This is a genomic window from Singulisphaera acidiphila DSM 18658 (genome assembly GCF_000242455.2).
GTDB classification, from domain to species: Bacteria; Planctomycetota; Planctomycetia; order Isosphaerales; family Isosphaeraceae; genus Singulisphaera; species Singulisphaera acidiphila.
The window spans coordinates 2,318,186-2,339,786 of record NC_019892.1; the positions used below are offsets into that span (position 1 = coordinate 2,318,186).

A 21,601-nucleotide genomic window follows, 5' to 3' on the forward strand; every position below is an offset into this window, starting at 1 on the left:
ATCCACCTCCTTCCTTGCACCCGGGTGGCTCAGGGCCGATTCGTCGTTTTATAATGATCGTACGATGCCGTTCCAAGTTTCGTGCCAGGCCGTCAAGATTCAAAACTCTTGGACTCGCGTTCGGACTTGGAAATTCCGTAAAATGCAGCACACTTGCTCGTAAAGGAGGCCGACGGGACGAGAGGCAATGTCGGGAATAGGGTAGAGCTCGGCCTCCTTTTTTGGCGTCCTTTGTGGAATTCCGCTCGTCATGAGTGAGTGATCCATGCGAGTGACTGTCGTCACCGAGACCTACTATCCCCAAGTCAACGGCGTTTCACGCACGCTCGGGCAGCTTGTCCGATACCTCACCGAGGCGGGCGACGAGGTTCAGCTCGTTCATCCCGACTACGGCGTGGAACCGAAGGAGCAGGGGGCCCTCCTGGTCCGGTCCTGGCCACTGCCGTTCTACAAGGAACTCCGCCTGCCGCTGCCGCCGTTCGGGAGGATCCACCGGCGCATTGACGAGTTTCGCCCCGACCTGATCCACATCGCCACCGAGGCGACCTTGGGGTTGAGTCTGCTCGGTTTGGCCAAGCGGCGCAAGATTCCGGTGGTTTCCAGCTTTCACACCAACTTCGACCAGTACAGCAACCACTACCGTGTCGGCTGGGCCAAAGGGACGATCTGGCGCTACCTGCGCTGGTTCCACAATCGGACGCTGGAAACCTACACCCCCTCACTGACGACGATCGTCGACCTGGAAAAACGCGGGTTTGAACGATTGGTGCTCTGGCCACGTGGCGTTGATAGCCACCTGTTCCGCCCCGATCGTCCGGGGCGAGCGCGAATCAGGGCCGACCTGGGATTTGAGCCGGATGACGTGGTGATCGGCTACGTGAGCCGGATGGCCGTCGAGAAGAACGTTGCCTACCTGATCGATGCCTTCGAACGGGTGGCTGCCGTTCGCCCCAAGGCGCGGTTTCTGCTCGTGGGGGATGGCCCCGCGCGGGCCGACCTCGAATCAAAAATCGGTGGGCAAGCTCGCTTCGTCGGATATCGGAGTGGCGACGACCTGGCCGATCACTACGCGGCCGCCGACGTCTTCGCCTTCTCCAGCCTGACCGAAACCTTCGGCAACGTGATCCTCGAAGCGATGGCCTCGGGCTTGCCGGTCGTGGCGCTCAGGGCAGGGGGGGTGGGGAACATCGTCCAGCCAGGGGTCAATGGCTTCCTGCTCGACCCCGACCAACCCCCGGAACAATTTGCCGAGACTCTGATCAAGCTGGTCGACGATACCGCGCTCCGGGAACGGCTTGCGCAATCGGCACGCGGCTTTGCGGTAGGAAAGAGCTGGGACGCCGTCATGGATCTGCTCCGCCAACGCTATGAGAAGATCATCAGCGAAACGACACCCCAGGATCTCTCACCCGTACTGGCCTCGTAAATATCGAGAGCGCTCAACGAGGCCGTGCCGGCGTTTGGAACGTTTCGAATGCACGGTATTTTGCCCGCTCCACCCAGAGCGGGTAGCCTTGCATTTCGTTCCCCACGAGGTGCGAAGGGAGGTAGCGCTCACGGAGGAAGGACTGCAACGCGGGGAAGGGGGGGTAGCCCACAAAGATCAGGGCAGGGGGATGAGCATGGAGGTCCCTCATGATTCGGTCGATCCGAGGCCGGATCAGGGGGTGATCGGAATTCGCGTACGCTTTGAGAAGGTTGTCGACGAAGAAGTGGCGCGAGGTGCCATCGAGCCCGGAGTAGAAGAAGAGCGGACTCTGCCAGCCCCAGATGTAGAGTTGAGGGGTGTCGGTCCACAGTGTGGAACGCGTCGCGAGGTCTCGGCCGAGGTCTCGGAGCACAACCCATTGTCCGCCCCCTTTAAACTTGACGGTTAGCATCTCGGGGGGAGTCATCAAGTAGTCGCGCACCTGGATTCGGACCGTCCAGACCAGGGCCAGGCTGAGCAAGAGGACCCAGGCCGCCCAAAGGACGGCACGGACCCCTCCCGCCATCATACGCGACACGGAATCGGCGAGGTGAACCGCCACCGCGACCGCCAGGCCAGGTAGGGGAAGCAGGTAATAGTGCTGCCAGAAGAGGCCGGGAAGCGCAACCTGGATCCAGGCCGAGATCGTCCAGGCCGCGATCAGCCGTCTGGCCATCGTCGAAGTTCGGACGATCCCCAACGCCATGACCGAGGGGATGCCCGCGAGCCAGAACGGCCAGCTTCCCGCTCCCCACCAGACGAGGTAGTCGGTCTTTCCAAACGGAGGGGGCAGATGACCCGACGGATCGGCATTGCCGGTCACCCAGCGCATCCAGAACGGGGGCGCGTTGGGCTCGGCCGGGGTGTCGGTGGCCAGAGCGCGGCCGTATTGGAAAATGTCCTCGTAGGCTGACGTGCCTGCTCCCTGGAGCACCAGGATCAGAGCGGCCAATCCCCAGATCAAAACGAACCCAACCGCCAGGGTGATTACGTCCTTCACGCGGTCGCGGAACGGTCGAGCCTGACAGAGCAGGCCAATCGCAAACAGAGGACCGTGAAGGACCACAATCTGCTTGAATAGACAGGCGATCCCCAGGCAAACGCCCGAGGCAAAAAGCAAGCGGCGGCTGCCGCGATCGATGGCCGCGATGAGGGCCGCCACCGAGGCGATGGCGAACAGGTTAATCGCGTGCTCGAAGTTCGCGCCGTTGCCATAGAGGTAGGGATCGGTACTGACGACGGCGTAAAGGAAGGCTGCCAGACAGGCTGCCCCTGGTCCTCGAAGTCTGAGGCCAAGCCACCAGACCAACATGATCGTGGCCAGGATGATCGGGATTGGCATCATCCGAACCGTCAACTCGTGAGACCCGCCGATCGCCAGGGCGGTGGCATAGAGCCAGTAGCCACCGGGGGGCTTGTTCTCGGTCAGGTCGCGATACATCACCGCGCCTTGGTCGATGCGCCGGCCGATGTAGGCGTAGGCCGCCTCGTCGCAGTCGAGCGGCTCGGCCTCGGCTCCGGAAACGGGCCAGAGATCGAGCCCGAATCGATCACGGAGCGTCGGACCGAAGGTATGAGCACGGAGCCAGACGTCGAAGATCAGAAGGCCCGCGAGGACGAGCAGGGACCATCGCGGGGGGCTGGCCGGTTTGAAGTCAGTCACGGTGTCGGTGCTGGTTTCGCCGTGTTAAGATCGGACGTCGAGAGTGCCTCGACATCTCGAGGGGTCGTCATGGAAAAGTGTATCCGGAACCTGAATCCGCCGCGATGGGTCTCGCCCGTTGTGAGGCGCGTCCACCCCGCTCGGCCTTGGCTGCTCGCCGCGGTCTATCTGCTCGCCCTGGTTCCTCTCTCATTCACGCCCAAGATCAGCGGGAACGTCTCCTCGCGGTACATGACGATCGAAGGGATCGTGGAACGCGGGACTTTGGCGGTGGAGTCGTCGCCGTTGCGGGCTGCCAGCGGCTCTCCGGACCTGGTCCGGTTCGGGCGCCATCTCTACTCCGACAAGCCTCCGGTCCTGTCTGCGATCGGTGCGGCCGTCTACGCCCTCGTCTATCAGGCGGGAATGCGTTTCAGCGGCTCGATGTCGGAGTTCGTGATCGCCAACTGGGTCCTGGTGGTCAGTATCGTGGGGGTGATGTCGGCCTTGACCTTGGTCTGGCTTCGTCAGCTCCTCCAGGCGATTCCCGTCTCGCCCAAGGTCGCCGACCTCCTGACCCTCGGTTTCGGGTTCGGCTCACTCCTGCTGTCGTACGGGGTCACCTTCAATAACCACAGCGTCGCGGCGGGGCTCGTCACCGGAGCGATTGCCCTGACGATGCTCGAGGATCCTCAGGCCAGGCGTTCACGGCTACGCCGAGGGTTGGCCGGTTTTCTCGCCGGGCTGACGGCGACCGTCGACCTCCCTGCTGGGGGAGTCTTGCTGGTGGCGCTTGGCGTCTGGCAGACGCTCCGCGCCCGCACGCTTCCCTGGTCGTTCCTGGCGGGAGCCTCTGTTCCGTTGCTCTTTCATTGCGTACTTCAGCCGATGGTGACCGGAACTCCCTTGCCGGTCGAGATGTATCCCGAGGCGTTCGATTATCCCGGCTCTTACTGGGCGACGGCCGGAGTCTGGAAGGAGACGGGCCCTCGCTGGCGGTTCGGCCTGGAGTTGCTGTTTGGACCGCAAGGCTGGATCACGGTAACGCCTGTTCTCGCGTTCGCGGCGTTCGGCCTCGTCGCGGCGATTGCGCGACGGGAAGACCCGCTCCGACCTGCCGGGTTGGTCGTCGGTGGAATGGTCGCTGTCCTCGTCGGCTACTACGTCTGGGGCGTTCGGCGGACCGACTACGCGGGGCAATCGTTCGGGACTCGGCACCTGCTTGCGATTACCCCAGCCTGTTACTTCTTCGCCGTGGCCGGCGCCGCTCGGTTGAGAAGCAGGATCGCATGGGTCGTCTTCGTCATCCTCATGGTGGTTGGCGGCCTCTACGGAGTGGCCGGCATGCGCGACCCCTGGAGTCGAATTGAACAGCGGATCGCGACGGACTCTTCACTGCGGTTGCTTCAAAAAGGGGTTCTCTACCCCTGGAGTAGCTATCGCAGGTAGCCGGTGATGACCGGGGTCGCGAAGTCGAGACCCCAGCCGCTGCTGATCTTCCTCACCGCTCCTGGGCATTCATTCAAGGGAGGGCCTTGTTCCCGGTTCCGAGGCTCAGGGGCGGTACTTCTTGAGCATCGCCTCGCGGCGCTCGCGAAACTCGGAGCTCGGCGTCCATTCGGGGAAGCGGTCGCCCTCGGCGAGGCGATGACCGACCTCCCACAAGAGTTTCAGGTCCTCGACCGCGCCGGTGAGGTCCCAGTCCGGCTTCACCTGATCGCTGACCTTGTGGTAGTCGTTCTGGGTGTATTCCTCGCGTTTGAGCCGGCCGAAGTCTTCGGGTTTGCCCACGTAGCTGACGCCTGCCTTGACGTTCAAGGCGGGGACGCCTTGCTTGGCGAACTCGAAATGATCCGACCGATAGAAGAGGCCTTTCTCGGGTTCCGCGTCCGGGATGACGACGCGTCCCTGGACCTGGGCGACCTCACGGAGGAGATCGTCGAGGGTTGACTGGCCAAGACCGACGCTGGTGATGTCGTGCGTCGGCCCCCAGAGGTTAATCACATCCATGTTGATGTCGGCCAGCGTTTCCGCGAGCGGATAGAGCGGGTGCTCGGCATAGTATTTCGCGCCGAGCAGCCCTTGCTCTTCGGCGGTCAGAGCCAGGAACAAGATCGACCGCTTGGGAGGGGGCTGGAGCTTTGCGAATGCCTTGGCGATCTCGAGCAAGGCGGCCACTCCCGAGGCATTGTCGGCCGCTCCGTTGAAGATCTTGTCGCCGGGTAATGAATCGTCGCGCCCGAGGTGGTCCCAATGGGCCGTGTAGATGATCTGTTCCTTCTTCCGCTCCGGGTCTGAACCCTCGAGTCGGGCGACCACGTTGCGCGACTTGACCTCGCGCATGGTGCTCTTGACCGAAAGGCGTGCTTTGGCGTTCAAAGGAACAGGCCGGAAGTCCTTCGAAAGCGCTGCTTTTTTGAGGGCGTCGAAGTCTTGACCACTTGCAGCGAAGAGCTGTTTGGCCGGTTCGAGGCCGATCCAGGCTTCGACGGCCACGCGTCCCTTGTCTTCGACGGCCTGGCGAATGTCGAAGTTTTCACGTCCCCAACTCCCGACGACCACGGAGTAGGGATAGCCGGCCGGCCCGGTCTCATGGACGAGCAGGGCCGCCGCCGCTCCTTTTTCCGAAGCGATCTCGTACTTGTACGTCCAGCGTCCGTAGTAGGTCATCGCCTTCCCCTTGAACAGCGCGGGGTCGAGCTGGGTGGGATCTTTGGGGTCGGGGACGGCCGGGTCGTTCACCAGCATGACGATCGTCTTGCCACGGACGTCGACGTCTTTGTAGTCGTCCCAGCCATATTCCGGTGCGACCACCCCGTAGCCGACGAAGACGACGTCGGAGTTTTCAATCTTGACCTCCTGGGCCATGCGGCGCGAGACGGCGACCCAGTCGTCCGGATATTTCAGGTCGATCGATCGTGCTCCGACTCGGAACGCGCCTGAGACGGCGCTCGCCTGAAACCCAACAAGTGGCACTTCCTGAAGAAAAGTTCCATCGGGGTTGCCGGGTTTCAGTCCCAGTTTTTGAAACTGGTCGGTCAGGTATTTGACCGTCCGCTCCTCGCCCGGCGTCCCTGGCGCTCGCCCCTCGAACTCATCCGAAGCCAGGATCTGGATGTGGCTGAGCAAGTCGGCGGCCGTGACGTTTTCGACCGCCGGGTTCTTGGTGGGGTCAGCCGCAGTGGCTGCTGTCACCAGAGACAGCCAAACCGCAAGTCCTCCGCGCCAACGGGTCATGGATCTCATCACGATTCCTTGAGGATGAGCCGGAACGGGCCGGCTGCTCGCGTCGTTTGGATGTCGACCGGATTTCCCATGATACGGAAGTCCGGCCCGGGGAGCGATTCCCCAGTCGGCTTCGTTCCCCATGTCCTAGACTTCTCGCAGGGTGGATCGAGAGCGCCTCACCCGTGCGGTCTCAAGGTCTTGAGCAGCGTCAATGCCCACACTCTTTCTCCTCACCTTGGCGGCCCTCGCTGGTGGGATCGTCGACCCCCCGGGGCCTGCGAAGCCGCCTGTCGGATCGTCGGTTGCCGACTTCGCGTTGGACGACGAGAAAGGGGGTGTTCGCCACCTGAGCGATTGGTCGAGCCGCCGTCTCGTGTGCGTCGTCTTCCTTCGCGCGAAGTGCCCGGTCGCGGAGCTCTATGCGACGCCGCTGGCCGACCTGGCTGATCGGTTCGAGCCGCGAGGTGTCACATTCCTCGGCGTGTCCACCGACAGTCATGACGACCCGGCGGACCTCGCCCGTTTCGTAGCGGAGCATGAGGTCAAATTTCCGCTCCTGAGGGATCGAGGCGAGGTTGTCGCTCAGCTCGGCGCCACGCGAACCCCTGAGGTCGTCGTGCTCGACGACCAGCGGCGGATCCGCTATCGAGGGCGAATCGACGACCGCTACGCGGTTGGCTCGAGGCGGGACGAAGCGCGGAGCCACGACCTGGTCGCCGCTCTCGAAGACCTCCTGGAAGGGCGTGAGGTCCGTCGGCCCGAGACCAAGGCGGTGGGCTGTCCGATTGACCGCCCCACTCCTGCGCGGAAGGAGGCGGAGGTGACGTACAGCCGAGACGTCGCGCCGCTCCTGGATCGGCGCTGTGTTTCCTGCCATCGCCCGGGGCAGATCGGCCCCTTTTCGCTCACGACCTATCGAGGAGCGGCCAGTCGAGCCGGGGCGATTGTCGAAGCCGTCGAGTCGGATCGGATGCCCCCCTGGCATGCGGACCCACGGTACGGCAAGTTCGCCAATGATATCCGCCTGACGGATCGTGAGAAAAAAGTCCTCATCGGCTGGGCGGAAGGCGGCTGCGCCGAGGGGGATTCCGCCGACGCCCCGAAGATGGCGGCCGAGCATTTGACCGGCTGGCGAATTCCCGAACCCGACCTCGTGGTCTCGATGCCCGAGTCGTTCACTGTCCCCGCGCAGGGGGTGGTCGAGTATCAAAGATTCGAGGTGGATCCCGGCTTCCGTGAGGATCGTTGGATCCGAGGGATGGAGATCCGGCCGGGAAACCGCAAGGTGGTCCATCACTGCAACGTCTTCCTCAGGGCGCCGGGGAGCCGAGGCGAAGCACATAGTCCGGGGGAGTTGGGATCCTATTGTCTGGCCACCTCCACGCCAGGCTCGCCGCCGGTAGTTCTACCGACGGGGATGGCCAAGCGGATCCCGGCGGGATGGCGGCTCGTGTTCGTCATCCATTACGCCCCGGTCGGGACCGTCCAGGTGGACCGGACGAGCATTGGACTTCTGTTTGCCGACCGGGCCTCGGTGCGCAAGGAAGTTGCCACGAACTTGATGTTCGACCTGGACCTTCGGATTCCCCCTCATGAGGCGAACCACAGGGTCGAGCAGACCCGCCGATTTGAAAGCGACGTGCTCCTCCTCGCCATGTTCCCCCACATGCACCTTCGAGGCAAATCGTTCCGTTATCAGGCGATCTTTCCCGATGGACGCTTGGAAACGTTGCTCGACGTTCCCCGCTACGATTTCAACTGGCAGAACCGCTACGAACTGGCGGAACCGAAGCGATTACCGGCCGGAACCACCCTTCAGTGCATTGCGCACTACGATAACTCGGCCGACAATCCCGCCAACCCCGACCCGAACGCCACGGTTCTCGCGGGGCAGCAGAGTTGGGAGGAGATGTTCAACGGTTACTATGACATCGCCCTCGCCGCCCAGGATCTGACCCGACCTCCGACGCGAGTCGAGGTCCTCACTCAGGCTGCAACGCGATCCTCGGTGCCGGTCTCGCTCCTCGCTTGCGCGGCCTGGGCATTCATGATGCGGAGGCGTCGAAACCGGGCGAAGCTTCCCTCTGCGATTCCGGGACGGGCGCCGGCTGAGACGATGGACACGGTTTTCGAAGAAGGCGAACGGGGAGCGTAAGCTCTCTCTCCTTTGCACTGGCAACGGACGACTGGAAGCCGACGTACCCCGCTTGCCCCAGAGGATTTCGGATGTCAGAAGAGACCGTGCCCGGCAAATCTCTGGCTCGTCGTGCCCTGTCCGTCTTCCCCTGGGTTTTCGGGTTCAGCCTCGCGGCCTTACCCGTGTTCCTCGGTCTCCTGAATCATGACGTGGGGTGGTTTCTCTGTGCGGCCGAGTCCGTTCTGGGGGGACGCAAGCTCTACGTCGAGGTGATGGAGATCAACCCACCGTTGATCGTCTGGCTCAATTTTGTCCCGGTCCTGACCGCTCGGCACCTGGAAATCTCGGAAATCCTGACGTTTCGGATCCTCATGCTTGGCCTGCTGGCAGGGTCTCTTCTCATGTCGCGATGGGCGTTGAGTCGGTCCCATCCCGACTCCCCCGCCACGCGACGGGTGATCCTCATCCTGGCGATCATCGCTTTCCTGCCCCTGGCGGGGTACGACTTCGGGCAGCGTGAGCATCTCATGCTCATCTTGTTCTTTCCTTATCTTCTCCTGGCTTCAGTGCGGGTGAAGGGAAGTCCTTTGGGCTTGGGAATGCCTTGCCTGGTGGGCCTCATCGCCGGAGTCGGCATTTCGCTCAAGCCCCATTTCGTCTTGCTCTGGATCGCGATCGAGACTTACCTCGCGTGGACGCTCAGGAGCGCGAGGGTGTGGCTCCGGCCGGAGGCGATTGCGGTCGCGATGACTGGGCTCGCTTACGGGGTCGCGATCCTGGTCTTCACCCCGGAATATCCGAGCTGGCTCAGGTGGACCATGCCCGTCTACGCCGCATGCAGCCGGGCCTCGTTCTTGTCTCTGATGAGCGAGCAGGCAACGCAGTTCACGATGGTCGCGCTGTTGGGGTTCCTGGCGCTCCGCCCCCGGGAGGAACACCGCAGATGCTGCCAACTGTTCCTGATCGCGAACCTGATCCTGCTGGGAATCGCGTTCCTGCAAGACAAGGGCTTCAGCTATCACTTTTACCCGCCCTTGGCGACGGCGCTGATGCTCATCGGGCTCCTCTCATTGGGATCGCCTGGTTCCAGTGGCCGGCTCCCGAGGTGTTCGGCCCTCGTGATGAAGTGCAGTCTGGCCATGATGGTCCTCAATGCCTCGGCCGCTCAGGTTCGCGAGTCGTTGCACTGGCGGGGATGCCCGGGCAAGTCGGATACGACTCACGGGCGGATGATCCGGCTCGTGAGGGCCAATGCGCGTTCCGGCAGTCTCTACACGTTCTCGCCCGCTGTGGCGGCCTCGTTCCCGTTAGTGAATTACGGTCAGGTGCGCTGGGAGGTGGGGCATCCCTGTCTCTGGTTTTTGCCCAACCTCTATCCCGCTGGCTTACAATCCGCTCAGTCTCTTGCGATCCGGCCGCTAACGGGTATGGGGCGAACCGAGCGGTTTTTGTTTGAGATGGTTGTGAGCGACCTTCTGAGGGATCGGCCCACGCTGCTCGTTGTCGACGTCAACGAGAAGATGCCGGCCTTCAACGGCCGGCACTTTGACTACCTGGCTTACTATTCTCTCGACCCGCGGTTCGCCGAATTTTTGCGGGACTATGAGAAGCTCGCCGACGTGGACACGTTTCGCGTCTTCCGCCGCAAGGTCCCCGCGATTGTGACTCAAGGCGACCGTTCCGGCTGGTTCTCTCTCGGTGATGTCATCGACCACCGAGGTTCAAAATACGACGACCGGCTATAATCCTTTGAGGAAGAGCTTGGGCCCCGGCGAGTGGCCGGCGATGTGACTCCCTGGCGCGACAATCTTGACGGCTGAGCGCGATGTTTGCGACACCGAGAGAACGACTGAGATGGGGTCTTGCCACCGAGTCGATCGTGGTCAAGATCCGCTGGTTCGGGATCGTGATGGGGTACGTCCTGGTTCAGACCAGGACGGGGCTTCACAACCCGTCGGCGGTCCGCGCCTTCCTGGCTCTTGGGGCCGGCTATGCTGCGCTCGATCTGGCTTTTTACCGGATGGATGAGGTTTTCCTCAAACGATGGCCGCTCTTCGTGTCGCTGATGGAGTCGATCTTTATCGCCTTGCTCTGCTATCACGACACGGGGCTGACCAGCCCGTTCCGCTGGTACTACCTGCTCTCCCTGATCTGCTGTGCCATTCGATATCGACCGACGACCGCCTGGCTGACCCTCGGTATTCACTGCTTGAGCCTTCTGGCGTTGGCCGTGGAACTGGGAATCAAGCCGGGGGAGACGTCGGATTGGCCGCTCACCCTGGCGATCATGGCCTGGGCGACCTGGGCGAGCGCCTCACTCGCCTCGATCCTGAAACAGACCGGAGCGCGCCTCGAGCATCTCAACGCCGAGTTGGAAAGCCATCGCGTCGATCTCGAACGCCGGGTGGCGGAGCGTACCGCCGCGCTGCGGGCCTCGCAGGCGAGAGAGATCCAGCATGAGAAGATGGCCGCCTTCGGCCTCCTGGCGGCAGGCATCGCCCATGAGGTCGGCAACCCGTTGGCGGCACTCAGCTCGCTGGTCCAAATGCTCCAGAGACGAGGCCCCGACCCCTATACGGCGGAAAAGCTTGGGCTGGCGGCCCAGCAGCTCGGGCGGATCCAGCGGACGATTCGCGAGCTGGTTGACTTCTCCAGGCCCGCGTCGACCGCGCTGGCGCGGGTCAGACCGGCTGAGGTGGTCGAGGAGGCGCTGGGGATCGCCAAGTACTATCAGCGTACCAAGCAACGAGCGATCTCTACCGATTTCGCCAGCGACCTCTCCCCCGTCCGTGCGGTTCGCGACCACCTGACTCAGGTCGTTCTGAACCTGGTCTTGAACGCCATCGACGCCACCGAAATGGGGGGCCGGATCCATCTGGAGGCGAAAGTCGACGACGGGTGGGTCATGATGGTGGTCGAGGACGAGGGGCGGGGCATTCCTGAAGACCACTGTAGCCGTCTCTTTCAGCCGTTCTTCACCACGAAGCCGCATGGCACCGGTTTGGGCCTGTTCGTCTGCCGGCAGATCCTTGAGGAGATGGGGGGCTCGTTGTCCTTCGAATCCGAAGTGGACCGAGGCTCAAAATTTACGGTTCGACTCCGAGCCGAGCACGCTGAACCGATCCTCCTTGCTGCGGGCTCTGAAAGGAGTGCCGCCCCATGATTCGATCTCAAGAGAAGAACGATCCCTCCACGAGCCAGTCCCAGGCCGGTCGCGGCCGAATCCTGATCGTCGATGACGAAGAGGTGCTGGCCTCGACCCTGGAAGAGTTCCTCACAGGCGAGGGATTCGAGGTTGGTGTTGCCAATGACACCCCCTCGGCGCTCGCCCTGGCCGAACGTCTCGAGCCCGACCTGGCGCTCTGTGACGTGCAACTACCCGGCCTCGACGGACTCGCCCTCCTCGACCGGCTCCTCAAGGTTCGACCCGACACCCTGGTGATGATGATCACCGCGTTCGCGACGGTCGAGAACGCCGTCGGAGCCTTCCAACGCGGGGCCCACGACTATTTGATCAAGCCGGTCATCTTTGAGGAGTTGCTGGTCAAGATCGACCGTTTGATGAGCTATCGCCGGCTCCTGATCGAAAACCAGGCGCTGCGGCGGCAACTCCATGCGTCGACCGATCTGGAAACCCTGGTCGGTCAGGGCCTCGCGATGCGATCGGTCAAAACGCTCATCCGCAAGGTTGGGCCCACCCGGAGCAACGTCCTGATCACCGGCGAGTCGGGCACCGGCAAGGAACTGTGCGCCCGTGCCCTGCATACGCTCGGCCCTGATCCCGATTCGGCCTTCCTGGCCGTCAACTGTGCGGCGATCCCTCACGACTTGCTGGAAAACCAGCTCTTCGGGCACGTCCGAGGGGCGTTCACCGGTGCGGATCGCGACCATGCCGGCCTCTTCGTCGCGGCCGGCCACGGGACCGTTTTCCTTGATGAGATTGGCGAGCTTCCTCCGGCCACCCAGGCGAAACTGCTCCGGGCGATCGAGAACAAGGAGGTGCTTCCGATCGGGGCGACCCGAACCGTCCGAGTCGAGGCGAGAGTGGTTGCGGCGACCAACAAGAACCTCCCGATCGAGGTCACGGAGAACCGGTTCCGCGCTGATCTCTATTACCGGCTCAACGTGGTGAGCATCACGATGCCCCCGCTCCGCGATCGTCGTGAAGACATTCCCGAACTCATCTCCGTGCTGTTGGCTCGGCATGCCAAACGGTTGGGGAGGCCCGTCGACGGGGTGGACAACAACACCATCCGTGGCCTGATGGCCGCCCCTTGGAAGGGGAACGTCCGCGAACTCGACAATGCCCTGGAGCGAGCGGTCATCCTCAGCGAGGGGCCGATTCTTACGCCTGAAGACTTCGCTCCCGGCATCATTGATGACATGTCGGATACGACGTGTGACGGAGACGACCTTCGCGCCGCACTCCGGGAGTACGAACGACAGCACATCCAGCGCGTCCTGGAGAAATGCGAAGACGATAAGCGGGAGGCTGCCCGCCGGCTTGGCCTGGGCCTTTCTTCGCTCTACCGCAAGTTGGAAGATTTTGGTGTTCGCCCCACCTGATTGAAAGTAAGGAGCCCGCGCCGCGCTCCGCGTTGGATCCGCCGACGCGATCGCGGTGATAGTGGAGGACCGGACAACCATGCGTTGCACGCGATGCGATCGTCTCGCGATTCCCCAGGCCGTCGGGCGGACACGAGACGGCCTGCTCGTGTTCGGCTGGTGCCTCGACTGCCTCGAGGAAGCCGGCTGCACCATGATCGAGGCCGTGTCGAAGTGCAACACAAGGCGTCCGGTGCCCCGCGTCCTGAGTCTCAGGCCGTCGACCTCCCACCCAGTCACCCCCCCCTCGGATCGCCGAAGGCTGCTGGTGGGAGTCGCCTCACTCCTGGGCGCCTGGTCGACCGTCCTGATCGCGGTGGGAGTCTGGACCCTCCGCCAGCCCACGCCTTCCAATCCCAGTCCACTCGGCAACGGCCGGCCGGTCCTTTTTTTCGTTGGGGGAGCGGCCACGTCGGCAACATCCCTGCTGCTCCTCTGCCTCTCGCATGGTCGAGGGCTGTTGCGTTCACGACAGGTCTGCTGGTGGATTCAGTCGGGATCGTTTCTGCTCGCCTTGGCCATCCTCGTCGCGGGCATCGTCTATCACGAGCCGCGCCGCAATCCGTTCATCGTGGTTGCGGCGGGCCTCGCCATCGGACTCTCCCTCGCCGCGCACTGGCAGGAACGTCGACTACCGGCCCCCCCGTCCCGCACTGGGACGATGCTGCAAGATTGGCTCCAACGTCACTGAGGGGTCCCCGACTTCATGGCGGCCTCGAACCGCGTTTGCATCTCTTCCGGGCTCAGGTCTTCGACACGGGTGGCGATGTGCCAGACATGGCCGAACGGATCTTCAAACCCGCCGGAGCGCTCCCCGTAGAATTGATTGGCCACCGGTCTTGTCAACGTCGCTCCCGCCTTGACCGCGCGATCGACAAACGCGTCGACATCTTCAACATAGAGATGAAGGGATACCGGTGATCCGCCAATCGTCATCGGGCTTTTGAATCCCATCTCGGGAAACTCGTCAGCCAGCATGATCGGCGAACCGTTGATTCTGATCTCGGCGTGCATGACCTTGCCGCTCGGGTCGGCCAGTCGCATCGCTTCGGTTGCTCCCAACGCATCCAAGTAGAACGCGATCGCCTTTGCCGCATCATTGAGGATCAGGTAAGGAGTAACCGTCGTATACTCTTTGGGAATCGGCTGGACCGACATCCGTGTCTCCTCTTCTGAATTCGAGAACCCGAATCTTCAACGAGAACATGAGCACCGCGCTTATACCCTCGCATCCAGTGGACGGCAAGAGCGACCGAACGACCTTGTCTCCCATTTTGAAAACACGCATATTTTCAACTGATTCCTGAAGATGGGTGCCGGGAAGTAGCGATTTCCCGTGGTCAGCGTGGTGAGTCGCCAACGCACGGCTGTTAACTTCCCCGGTAAATGTCACTCCTTCTTGCCCGCGATTTGTCACCCTTGGTAGATGGCGGAGAGAATTACCATATGCGTTCGGTGAACCGCGTCTTTTCCGGCACCTGATCGTTGCTGATGATGGGGCGGGCTCGTCCTCATCACGGAGCATTGGTCATGGCGAGGCAACGGTCGGACGCCGCGGAATGGTCCGTCCTGATCGACGAATGGAGGCGGAGCGCCGGCGTTCTGTAAGTCGCGAGCACGGCGTGGTGCCCCGGTGGCGACGGCTGAGCGCCTGACCCCGCCGCCCGCGTTCCTGCCGGTCCGTCGCGCCGAGGTCACTGCCCCGACGCCTACGACGGGCCGGGCGATGACCGGCATGCTTGCGGTCTTCGCGGAATTCGAGCGGAAGATCTTGCGGGAGCGGGGCAGAGCCGGGATCGCCCAGGCCCGGAAGGAGGGCCGACCCCTCGGTCGGCCGCGGACCGCATCGCTGAAGGCTGACCACGTTCTACGGCTCAAGGCTGAGCGGGTGAGTCACTCGGAGATTGCCCGGCGGCTCGGGATCGGCCGGACCTCGGTGCGACGCAGCCTGGCCGCCGGCTGACGACCAGTTGGTGCTGTACCCAGGCCGCCCGGGTGTCAAGAACGGCCTTCACCGTACGCTTAGGGTAAGCCAGCAAACGGATCTCCCGGACATCGCTTGACCCCCAGGCGGGGCCAGCCTGCCAGGCCCCGGCTACCGCTCGCAAATCTTCCAACACCGATTGACGGACCATCGACTCGACGGTAAATTGCCTTTTGGCTATACAACTGCAAGGTTATGAATCGATGGTAACTGCAACGCTCGACTCCACGTTTGCGGCCCTGGCCGACCCGACCCGTCGGGCGATCCTCGCCCGGCTGGCCAAGGGCGAGGCCACGGTTAATGAATTGGTCGCCCCATTCAAGCTGAGCCAGCCTGCTATCTCCAAGCACCTCAAGGTGTTGGAGAAAGCAGGCCTGATCACCCGGGGCCGAAACGCTCAGAAGCGGCCGTGCCGGATAGCGGCCGAACCGCTCGCCGAGGCCAACGGATGGCTGGAGGGCTACCGGAAGATCTGGGAAGCCAACTTCGACCGCCTCGACAACCTTTTGGATGAGCTAAAACCCAAGAAACCCTAGAGGAATCTGCCGATGCAAAATGCGATGAAGGTCACGACGCCGACCGACCGCGAGATCGTCATCACCCGCGAGTTCAACGCCCCACGCGAACTCGTCTGGGACACGATGTCCAAGCCCGAATTGCTGAAGAGGTGGGTGCTCGGGCCGCCCGGCTGGGAGATGACGGTCTGCGAGGAGGACGCCCGCGTCGGCGGAAAGTTCCGCTGGGCCTGGAGCGGCCCGGAGGGTGTCTCGATGTCGATGCACGGCGTCTACCGGGAGGTCTCCCCGCCCGAACGATGCGTCCGCACCGAGGTGTTCGACATGGGGTGCGTCCCCGGCGGAGGAGAGCAACTGGCGACGCTCGTCCTCGCCGAACTGGGCGAGAGGACGGCGCTGACGATCACCCTTCTCTACGATTCGAAGGAAGCCCGCGACGGGGCCGTCGCTTCAGGGATGGAGCAAGGGATGGCCGCTGGCTACGAGCGGCTGGACGAGATCCTCGAAGGTGCCGCGGTCTGATGCGAAGGGGGAGCGGGATCGACTCGCTCCCCTCCGGCTTGAAACTCACGTCCCCAATAAGGAGTTCCTCGTGCTCGACACGCCGCAGATCACGGAAACCGCCGATCAGTTGACCGCCTTCATCCCCTTGGTCGTCCCCCGGGCCGAAATTCAGGTGGTGATGGGGCCGAGCATCCGCGAGGTGTACGCCGCTCTCTCCGCCCAGGGGATCGCTCCGGACGGGCCGTGGTTCACCCACCACCGGCGGAGGCCCAAGGAGACTTTCGACTTCGACGTCTGCGTGCCTGTCGCCACGCCAGTGGCCGCAGCGGGGCGGGTGAAGCCGGGCCTGCTTCCCGCCGCTCGGGTGGCCCGGACGGTCTACAGCGGGCCCTACGAGGGGCTAGGGGCCGCCTGGGGCGAGTTCTACGCCTGGGTCTCGGCCAATGGGCTCACGCCGCGGGCAGACCTGTGGGAGCGATACGTCGTCGGCCCGGAGTCGGGTACTGATTCGAACGCTTATCGGACAGAGCTAAACTGCCCGTTGGTCGGTTAAGGGCCCGAAAAACAATAATCGTTACACATAGCCGCTCACGGGCGGATCAGCACAGGTTGACAATGGCAAGAGTGAGATAGGAGTGCAGGAAAGGGGTTACTCGCAAGATGGGCCTGGAAGCACTGCGTCAAGTACTCCAGGACATTCCTCCCCTGCTGACGGCGCGTGGCCGCCACAGCGGCAACCCCAACCCGATCCCCGGGGTGGACGTCACGACCTCCCGCTCAGATCTGCGCCATCCCGCCGTCGACGAACAGTTCGATGCCCGTCACGTAGCTGCTGTCGTCGGATGCAAGGAACAATGCGACGTTCGCGATCTCGTCGGAGGTGCCCATGCGTCCGAGCGGCACCTGTGCAGCGAGGTCAGCCTTGACCTGCTTGAGTTCTTCCTCCGTCGAAGCCAGTCCGCTTAGGATCGGCGTATCGATCGGGCCCGGGCTGAGGGTGTTGATGCGGATCTTGCGGCCTTTCAGGTCGACCGTCCAGCTTCGGGCAAACGATCGCACGGCGGCCTTGCTGGCGCTGTAGACGCTGAAAGCCGGCATCCCCTTGATCGAGGCGATCGAGGCGTTCAGGATGATCGATCCGCCGTCCTGGAACAGGGGCAGCGCCTTCTGAACCGTGAAGAGTAATCCCCTGACGTTGATGTTGAAGACCTTGTCGAATTGTTCCTCGGTGATCGACCCGAGCGGGGCGAGTTCGCCCACCCCGGCGTTGGCGAACAAAACGTCGACGCGTCCCTTCTGCTCCTTCACCGTGGCGTAGAGTCTGTCGAGGTCGGCCAGGTTGGAGACGTCGCCCTGCACGCCGGTGACGTTCTTCCCGATGAGGTCGACCGCCTTGTCGAGCTCGGCCTGGCGGCGGCCTGTGATAAAGACATAAGCCCCTTCGGAGACAAACCTCTGGGCAGTGGCCAGGCCCATGCCGCTATTGCCCCCGGTGATTACTGCGACTTTGTTGTCGAGCTTCCCCATCGAACCACCCTCATTTCTGGTGAAAGGTCGGAACGGGGAGTATGTTAGGGAAGGCTTTCTGTGGGGCAAGTACGCACCTTTTCGTAAGTGCCTGGCGATCGGGGGGAAATCGATGCGGAGACAAGCGTATGGATGTGGCCTCGAGGCTGCGCTGGACATCGTTGGCGGGAAGTGGAAGCCGATTGTGCTCTGGCATCTGACGCCCGGGCCCCGCCGCTTCGGCGAGTTGCGGAGGCTGGTGACTGGTATTAGCGAGAAGATGCTGATCCAGCAGCTCCGCGAGATGGCGGCGGACGGGATCGTCGCCCGCAAGGACTATCAGGAGGTTCCGCCACGCGTCGAGTATGCGCTGACCCTGTTTGGTGTTTCGCTCTCGGAGGCCTTGCGACCGCTCTGTGACTGGGGCCGGGAGCATATGCGTCGCATCGAGGAAGCGAAAGCCGAGGCTGGATGAACCGCTCGTGATTGCGCCTTCGTCCTTTCGGCTCGGCCTTTGGGTGGCGAACCTCAAGGGTTCAAGGGGACACGAACGGATCGGAGCCAAATTACGAATGCTTGGGTTGCGCCCGGCCCCCTCGTCCCGCACTGGGGCGATGCTGCAAGATTGGCTCCAACGTCACTGAGGGGCCCCCGACTTCATGGCGGCCTCGAACCGCGTTTGCATCTCTTCCGGGCTCAGGTCTTCGACACGGGTGACGATGTGCCAGACATGGCCGAACGGATCTTCAAACCCGCCGGAGCGTTCCCCGTAGAATTGATTGGCCACCGGTCTTGTCAACGTCGCTCCCGCCTCGACCGCGCGATCGACACATGACCTTGCCGCTCGGGTCGGCCAGTCACATCGCTTCGGTTGCTCCCAACGCCTCCAAGTAGAACGCGATCGCCTTTGTCGTATCATTGAGGATCAGGTAAGGAGTGACCGTCGTATACCCTTCGGGAATCGGCTGGACCGACTTCCGTGTCTCCTCTTCAGAATTTCGAATCTTTAACCGGAACAATGAGCACCGCGCTGATACTTTTGCATCCAGTGGACGACAAGAGCGACCGAACGAACTTGTCTCCCCCTTTTGAAAACAGGCACATTTTCAACTGATCCTCGAAATAGATGCCGGAAGGTAGCGATTTCCCGTGGTCAGCGTGGTGAGTCGCCAACGCACGGCCTCGATCCAACTCCGGTTCAAAGGTGTATTTTGGACTGAGGGGTTAAGCGACTGTGGTGGCGAGAACGGAGGACAAAAGTGATTCGCATCTCGATCCTCGGCTTGATGATTCTGGTAGTCCTCTGTGCTTTGATCCTCGGACTCTTCGTACGGCTCCATGAAGAAGCGTTCTTCTATATCACCGGACCGCTGTTGGGTGCGATGCTCGCCGCGCTGACCTGCCGGCGTGATCGATCCGCTCTGATCACGGGCGGCGGTGTCGGTGGAATCTGCCAGGGGATTCTCGCCGTCCTGGTCTTGAAGCGGGGCTACATCTTCCCGGATGTCGCCATGGTCACCGGATTCCTTTTCCTGGCGACCTTGGCGGTACATCTGCTCTTAGGTCTCGCCTTCGGAACCTTCCTCTACCTTTCGCTTCGTTGGGCACGCCCAGGGGTGGTGAGGGCGTGAACGAGTTCCGAGAACCCTTTGGTCTTCAACAACGGGAAAGGGGGGAGCGAAATGCGGACGGAGGGATGATCTTTGCCTTGAGTGCCCGGCGATCGACCGCCGATGACCCTGGGATTCGTCGTTTGATTGCCGTCAGGTGATTTCAGGGCGGAGGAACCAATCGAGCCACTGATACGATCGTTCCTGGGCCACGGCCGGGAAGGCGTGCCCTTGGCGGTGGTTGAAGAGTCCGACGGCCTCGGCGGCACCGGTCAGTTTCCAGACGGGTCTGACGGCGTCGATGTAGGGCCAGCTCGCATCGCCATCGGCGGAGTTGCCGCCGATGAGGAGGAAGGCGCGGGGAGCAATGAGAGAGAGAACTTGCCCGTTGTCGAGGGGGAAGCCCGGGCGGCGGATGGCCTCGCCGAGATACCAGGGGGCCTCCCAATTGGAATGGGTGAGGCCGATCCCGCCTTCACTCGAGACAGTAGCGCGGATCCTGGGATCGAAGGCGGCGAGGTAGAGGGCCTCCTTCGCTCCTAACGAGTGGCCGATGGCGGCGATCCGCTTGGGGTCGACGTCGTCCTGACCTGCGAGGATGTCGACTGCCCGGATCGCGTCGAAGAGCATTTTGCCCATCCCGGTCACGTCTGGATGGCGCTGATGGAGCCAATCGACGGCCTCAATCAGGCGATTGTCGTGGCTGTATTGCCAGAGGAAGCAGCGCGGGGAGAAGGTCACGTAGCCGCGACGGGCGAGATGCATGCCGATCTGCTTGTCGACGGGTCCTTCGAGACCGGCGGGCTGCCGGATCGTGTATGACACCGTCGAGTGAAGGACCACGGCGCCGGGTCTCCCTCGGTCGGGGGCTTCGGGCCGTAGGAGGTAGCCTTCGATGGGCAAGCCGGGTTCGGCTTCGTAGCGGACCAGTTGGCGGACGACCCCCTCGGACTTATCCTCTTCGAGCACGCTCAATTGGGGGCGAGCCCGAGGCGCGGCGATTGTGCCCAGGAAGGTCTTCCACCGGCCGGTGAGTTCCGCTCGGCGCTGCTCCCAGGCTTCAATCGTCGGGATCGGTTGATGCTGCGCGTCGAACAACAACGGAGCCGGTCGTACGGCCGACTCGGGGATCAGGGCAGGCGGCTGTTGGACCTCGGCGAGCCAAGGGGGGCGAACGGGATTAGGCATGGGTTGAGTGTCTCGGCGGGCGTTAAGCGGGCGGGGAACTCGGCTCTTCGAAGAGCACCACGCTGGCCGTGTAGCCGTGGACGAAGTTCTGGCCACCGACCGGTCCGAGTTCGCCCATCGCGAAGAAGCCGGCAGCCGGGATCGCGGCGAAGACGTTTTGCAGTAGGGCCACGTCGTGGTGGGGCTGGCTGAAAAGACGAGTGCCTCGTCCGTTGCAGGTGAACAGCAAGGCGCCTCGGACGTTGGCATCGGGATGAAGCTCCCGATCTTTTTCGAGGAGAGCCCGGAGATCTTCGTTGGCCGTTTCTTCGTCGCGGACGTGGAACTGGACGGTCTGGCCGACTTTCACTCGGTCCGTGATGGCAATTCCGCCGACTTCGTCAGCGCCGAGGACGTTACGGACCAGGAAGTCGCCCCGCTGGAACGACTCTTGGTATTCGTTGATCACACGGCCGACATGGAGTCCGTTCTGGACGCGCTGTTGGTCGCCTTTGGGGAGCGTTGCATACAGCTCGCCCAAGACCTCGAGCGCCGGGCGGCGGCCGAGTTCCCGGATCAGATTCTGCTCGGCCTTGGTGACGACGTAAGGACGGCCGATCGGGCGGCAGCCCTGGCTGACGATGGTCCGAAGGACGAGTGCCCCCTCCAGGCTGATGGCCACGGCGCCATCCTCGAAGGTTTCCCCGTCGAGGATCAGGCGATTCTGGCCCGGAACGCTCCCCCCGCTGGCCATCCCACCGATCACCCGGAGGCCCGGGAGCTCGCCATTCACCTGGAGCAAGAACGGATCTGGCGGGAATGTGAAGGGATCACCGAGGAGGAGCAGGGACGAACCCCCGGCGGCCGGCAGGCCGGAAAAGGTGCCCTCTTCAAAGGTGAGTCGGAGTGGCTTCAAGTCCACGTTGGGCAGACGGGCCACCCAGAGGCCGAGCGCGGGGGAGCCTTCGATCTCCTGGCCATCCGCGACGATTGACTCACCGGTGCAGCCCAGCACGTGACGTCCCAGATGGCGGGATCGGATCGCCTCGGTCATCTTCTCGAGGCCGGCGGCGTGGTGGGGGGAGGCGAAGACAAGGGCCAGGTCGGCGGCTTCCCCCTCCATCAGCTCGGCCGCGCGGTCGACGACCTCCTGAATCGCCGCCTCGGTGTTCGTCGTGGTCGAAAGCGCCGAGACGCACTTCATGGAAAGGCTCCTTCGATATCCTCGAGGCCGG

The 21,601-nt window shown here is 63.0% G+C and carries 20 protein-coding genes; 13 read left to right on the top strand and 7 right to left on the bottom strand.

Features of this window, described 5'->3' with window-relative positions:
• Positions 1-265 precede the first annotated feature (265 nt).
• Entirely contained in the window at positions 266-1,426 is a 1,161-nt protein-coding gene (locus SINAC_RS09100) for a glycosyltransferase family 4 protein (RefSeq protein ID WP_015245390.1), read from the top strand.
• Positions 1,427-1,439: 13 nt separating this feature from the next.
• Here SINAC_RS09100 and SINAC_RS09105 read toward each other — a convergent pair whose 3' ends face one another.
• A complete protein-coding gene (locus SINAC_RS09105; protein WP_015245391.1) occupies positions 1,440-3,131 on the bottom strand; it encodes an ArnT family glycosyltransferase in 1,692 nt (563 codons plus the stop codon).
• Positions 3,132-3,200: 69 nt separating this feature from the next.
• On the opposite strand from SINAC_RS09105, the gene SINAC_RS09110 reads away from it, so the two are divergent.
• Positions 3,201-4,559 carry a hypothetical protein gene (locus tag SINAC_RS09110; RefSeq protein WP_015245392.1) on the top strand — a complete coding sequence of 453 codons (1,359 nt, stop codon included), beginning with the start codon at positions 3,201-3,203 and terminating at the stop codon, positions 4,557-4,559.
• 105 nt (positions 4,560-4,664) lie between these two features.
• Here SINAC_RS09110 and SINAC_RS09115 read toward each other — a convergent pair whose 3' ends face one another.
• Positions 4,665-6,356, bottom strand: coding sequence for a M28 family metallopeptidase (locus SINAC_RS09115; RefSeq protein WP_015245393.1), 1,692 nt, complete (start codon positions 6,354-6,356; stop codon positions 4,665-4,667).
• Between the two features lie 193 nt (positions 6,357-6,549).
• Here SINAC_RS09115 and SINAC_RS09120 point away from each other — a divergent pair, with 193 nt between their 5' ends.
• The 5 genes from SINAC_RS09120 to SINAC_RS09140 all read left to right on the top strand — a co-directional run bounded on the left by SINAC_RS09120 (position 6,550) and on the right by SINAC_RS09140 (position 13,771).
• Positions 6,550-8,493 (top strand): redoxin domain-containing protein, encoded by a 1,944-nt coding sequence (locus SINAC_RS09120; RefSeq protein WP_015245394.1) that lies wholly within the window; start codon positions 6,550-6,552, stop codon positions 8,491-8,493.
• 71 nt (positions 8,494-8,564) lie between these two features.
• The gene (locus SINAC_RS09125; protein ID WP_015245395.1) at positions 8,565-10,220 is read left to right on the top strand and encodes a hypothetical protein; all 1,656 of its coding nucleotides are present in this window, start codon (positions 8,565-8,567) and stop codon (positions 10,218-10,220) included.
• A 134-nt stretch (positions 10,221-10,354) separates the two neighbouring features.
• Positions 10,355-11,638 carry a sensor histidine kinase gene (locus SINAC_RS09130; RefSeq protein ID WP_237722432.1) on the top strand — a complete coding sequence of 428 codons (1,284 nt, stop codon included), beginning with the start codon at positions 10,355-10,357 and terminating at the stop codon, positions 11,636-11,638.
• Positions 11,635-13,041: a sigma-54-dependent transcriptional regulator gene (locus tag SINAC_RS09135; protein WP_015245397.1), complete on the top strand. Its 1,407-nt coding sequence runs from the start codon at positions 11,635-11,637 to the stop codon at positions 13,039-13,041. The genes SINAC_RS09130 and SINAC_RS09135 overlap by 4 nt, the downstream gene beginning before the upstream one ends.
• Before the next feature lie 79 nt (positions 13,042-13,120).
• Positions 13,121-13,771: a hypothetical protein gene (locus tag SINAC_RS09140; RefSeq protein WP_015245398.1), complete on the top strand. Its 651-nt coding sequence runs from the start codon at positions 13,121-13,123 to the stop codon at positions 13,769-13,771.
• Here SINAC_RS09140 and SINAC_RS09145 read toward each other — a convergent pair.
• Positions 13,765-14,238 carry a VOC family protein gene (locus SINAC_RS09145; protein ID WP_015245399.1) on the bottom strand — a complete coding sequence of 158 codons (474 nt, stop codon included), beginning with the start codon at positions 14,236-14,238 and terminating at the stop codon, positions 13,765-13,767. The two genes, SINAC_RS09140 and SINAC_RS09145, sit on opposite strands and share 7 nt — an antisense overlap.
• 475 nt (positions 14,239-14,713) lie before the next feature.
• Here SINAC_RS09145 and SINAC_RS09150 point away from each other — a divergent pair, with 475 nt between their 5' ends.
• From SINAC_RS09150 to SINAC_RS09165, 4 genes are all read left to right on the top strand, one after another.
• A complete protein-coding gene (locus tag SINAC_RS09150; protein WP_020465634.1) occupies positions 14,714-15,043 on the top strand; it encodes a recombinase family protein in 330 nt (109 codons plus the stop codon).
• Between the two features lie 224 nt (positions 15,044-15,267).
• Positions 15,268-15,600 carry an ArsR/SmtB family transcription factor gene (locus SINAC_RS09155; protein WP_015245400.1) on the top strand — a complete coding sequence of 111 codons (333 nt, stop codon included), beginning with the start codon at positions 15,268-15,270 and terminating at the stop codon, positions 15,598-15,600.
• Positions 15,601-15,612: 12 nt separating this feature from the next.
• A complete protein-coding gene (locus tag SINAC_RS09160) occupies positions 15,613-16,101 on the top strand; it encodes an SRPBCC family protein (RefSeq protein WP_015245401.1) in 489 nt (162 codons plus the stop codon).
• Between the two features lie 70 nt (positions 16,102-16,171).
• A complete protein-coding gene (locus SINAC_RS09165; protein WP_015245402.1) occupies positions 16,172-16,636 on the top strand; it encodes a GyrI-like domain-containing protein in 465 nt (154 codons plus the stop codon).
• A 224-nt stretch (positions 16,637-16,860) separates the two neighbouring features.
• Here the strand turns inward: SINAC_RS09165 and SINAC_RS09170 are convergent, their stop codons facing one another.
• The gene (locus SINAC_RS09170) at positions 16,861-17,610 is read right to left on the bottom strand and encodes an SDR family NAD(P)-dependent oxidoreductase (RefSeq protein ID WP_015245403.1); all 750 of its coding nucleotides are present in this window, start codon (positions 17,608-17,610) and stop codon (positions 16,861-16,863) included.
• A gap of 112 nt (positions 17,611-17,722) precedes the next feature.
• Between SINAC_RS09170 and SINAC_RS09175 the strand changes: the two genes are divergently transcribed.
• On the top strand, positions 17,723-18,064 hold the full coding sequence (locus SINAC_RS09175) for a winged helix-turn-helix transcriptional regulator (RefSeq protein WP_015245404.1): 342 nt from the start codon (positions 17,723-17,725) through the stop codon (positions 18,062-18,064).
• A 162-nt stretch (positions 18,065-18,226) separates the two neighbouring features.
• Here the strand turns inward: SINAC_RS09175 and SINAC_RS41660 are convergent, their stop codons facing one another.
• Entirely contained in the window at positions 18,227-18,388 is a 162-nt protein-coding gene (locus SINAC_RS41660; RefSeq protein WP_315850073.1) for a hypothetical protein, read from the bottom strand.
• Positions 18,389-18,848: 460 nt separating this feature from the next.
• On the opposite strand from SINAC_RS41660, the gene SINAC_RS09185 reads away from it, so the two are divergent.
• Positions 18,849-19,220 (top strand): hypothetical protein, encoded by a 372-nt coding sequence (locus tag SINAC_RS09185; protein WP_015245405.1) that lies wholly within the window; start codon positions 18,849-18,851, stop codon positions 19,218-19,220.
• A 132-nt stretch (positions 19,221-19,352) separates the two neighbouring features.
• On the opposite strand, the gene SINAC_RS09190 is transcribed toward SINAC_RS09185, so the two are convergent.
• Positions 19,353-20,387: a dienelactone hydrolase family protein gene (locus SINAC_RS09190; RefSeq protein ID WP_015245406.1), complete on the bottom strand. Its 1,035-nt coding sequence runs from the start codon at positions 20,385-20,387 to the stop codon at positions 19,353-19,355.
• A 22-nt stretch (positions 20,388-20,409) separates the two neighbouring features.
• Positions 20,410-21,570 (bottom strand): FIST signal transduction protein, encoded by a 1,161-nt coding sequence (locus SINAC_RS09195; protein WP_015245407.1) that lies wholly within the window; start codon positions 21,568-21,570, stop codon positions 20,410-20,412.
• Positions 21,571-21,601: the final 31 nt, after the last annotated feature.

Coding starts and splice junctions, on each gene's coding strand:
- SINAC_RS09100 (WP_015245390.1), top strand. CDS start 266: ATGCGAGTGACTGTCGTCACCGAGACCTACTATCCCCAAGTCAACGGC.
- SINAC_RS09110 (WP_015245392.1), top strand. CDS start 3,201: ATGGAAAAGTGTATCCGGAACCTGAATCCGCCGCGATGGGTCTCGCCC.
- SINAC_RS09115 (WP_015245393.1), bottom strand. CDS start 6,356: ATGAGATCCATGACCCGTTGGCGCGGAGGACTTGCGGTTTGGCTGTCT.
- SINAC_RS09120 (WP_015245394.1), top strand. CDS start 6,550: ATGCCCACACTCTTTCTCCTCACCTTGGCGGCCCTCGCTGGTGGGATC.
- SINAC_RS09125 (WP_015245395.1), top strand. CDS start 8,565: ATGTCAGAAGAGACCGTGCCCGGCAAATCTCTGGCTCGTCGTGCCCTG.
- SINAC_RS09135 (WP_015245397.1), top strand. CDS start 11,635: ATGATTCGATCTCAAGAGAAGAACGATCCCTCCACGAGCCAGTCCCAG.
- SINAC_RS09140 (WP_015245398.1), top strand. CDS start 13,121: ATGCGTTGCACGCGATGCGATCGTCTCGCGATTCCCCAGGCCGTCGGG.
- SINAC_RS09145 (WP_015245399.1), bottom strand. CDS start 14,238: ATGTCGGTCCAGCCGATTCCCAAAGAGTATACGACGGTTACTCCTTAC.
- SINAC_RS09155 (WP_015245400.1), top strand. CDS start 15,268: ATGGTAACTGCAACGCTCGACTCCACGTTTGCGGCCCTGGCCGACCCG.
- SINAC_RS09160 (WP_015245401.1), top strand. CDS start 15,613: ATGCAAAATGCGATGAAGGTCACGACGCCGACCGACCGCGAGATCGTC.
- SINAC_RS09170 (WP_015245403.1), bottom strand. CDS start 17,610: ATGGGGAAGCTCGACAACAAAGTCGCAGTAATCACCGGGGGCAATAGC.
- SINAC_RS09175 (WP_015245404.1), top strand. CDS start 17,723: ATGCGGAGACAAGCGTATGGATGTGGCCTCGAGGCTGCGCTGGACATC.
- SINAC_RS09190 (WP_015245406.1), bottom strand. CDS start 20,387: ATGCCTAATCCCGTTCGCCCCCCTTGGCTCGCCGAGGTCCAACAGCCG.
- SINAC_RS09195 (WP_015245407.1), bottom strand. CDS start 21,570: ATGAAGTGCGTCTCGGCGCTTTCGACCACGACGAACACCGAGGCGGCG.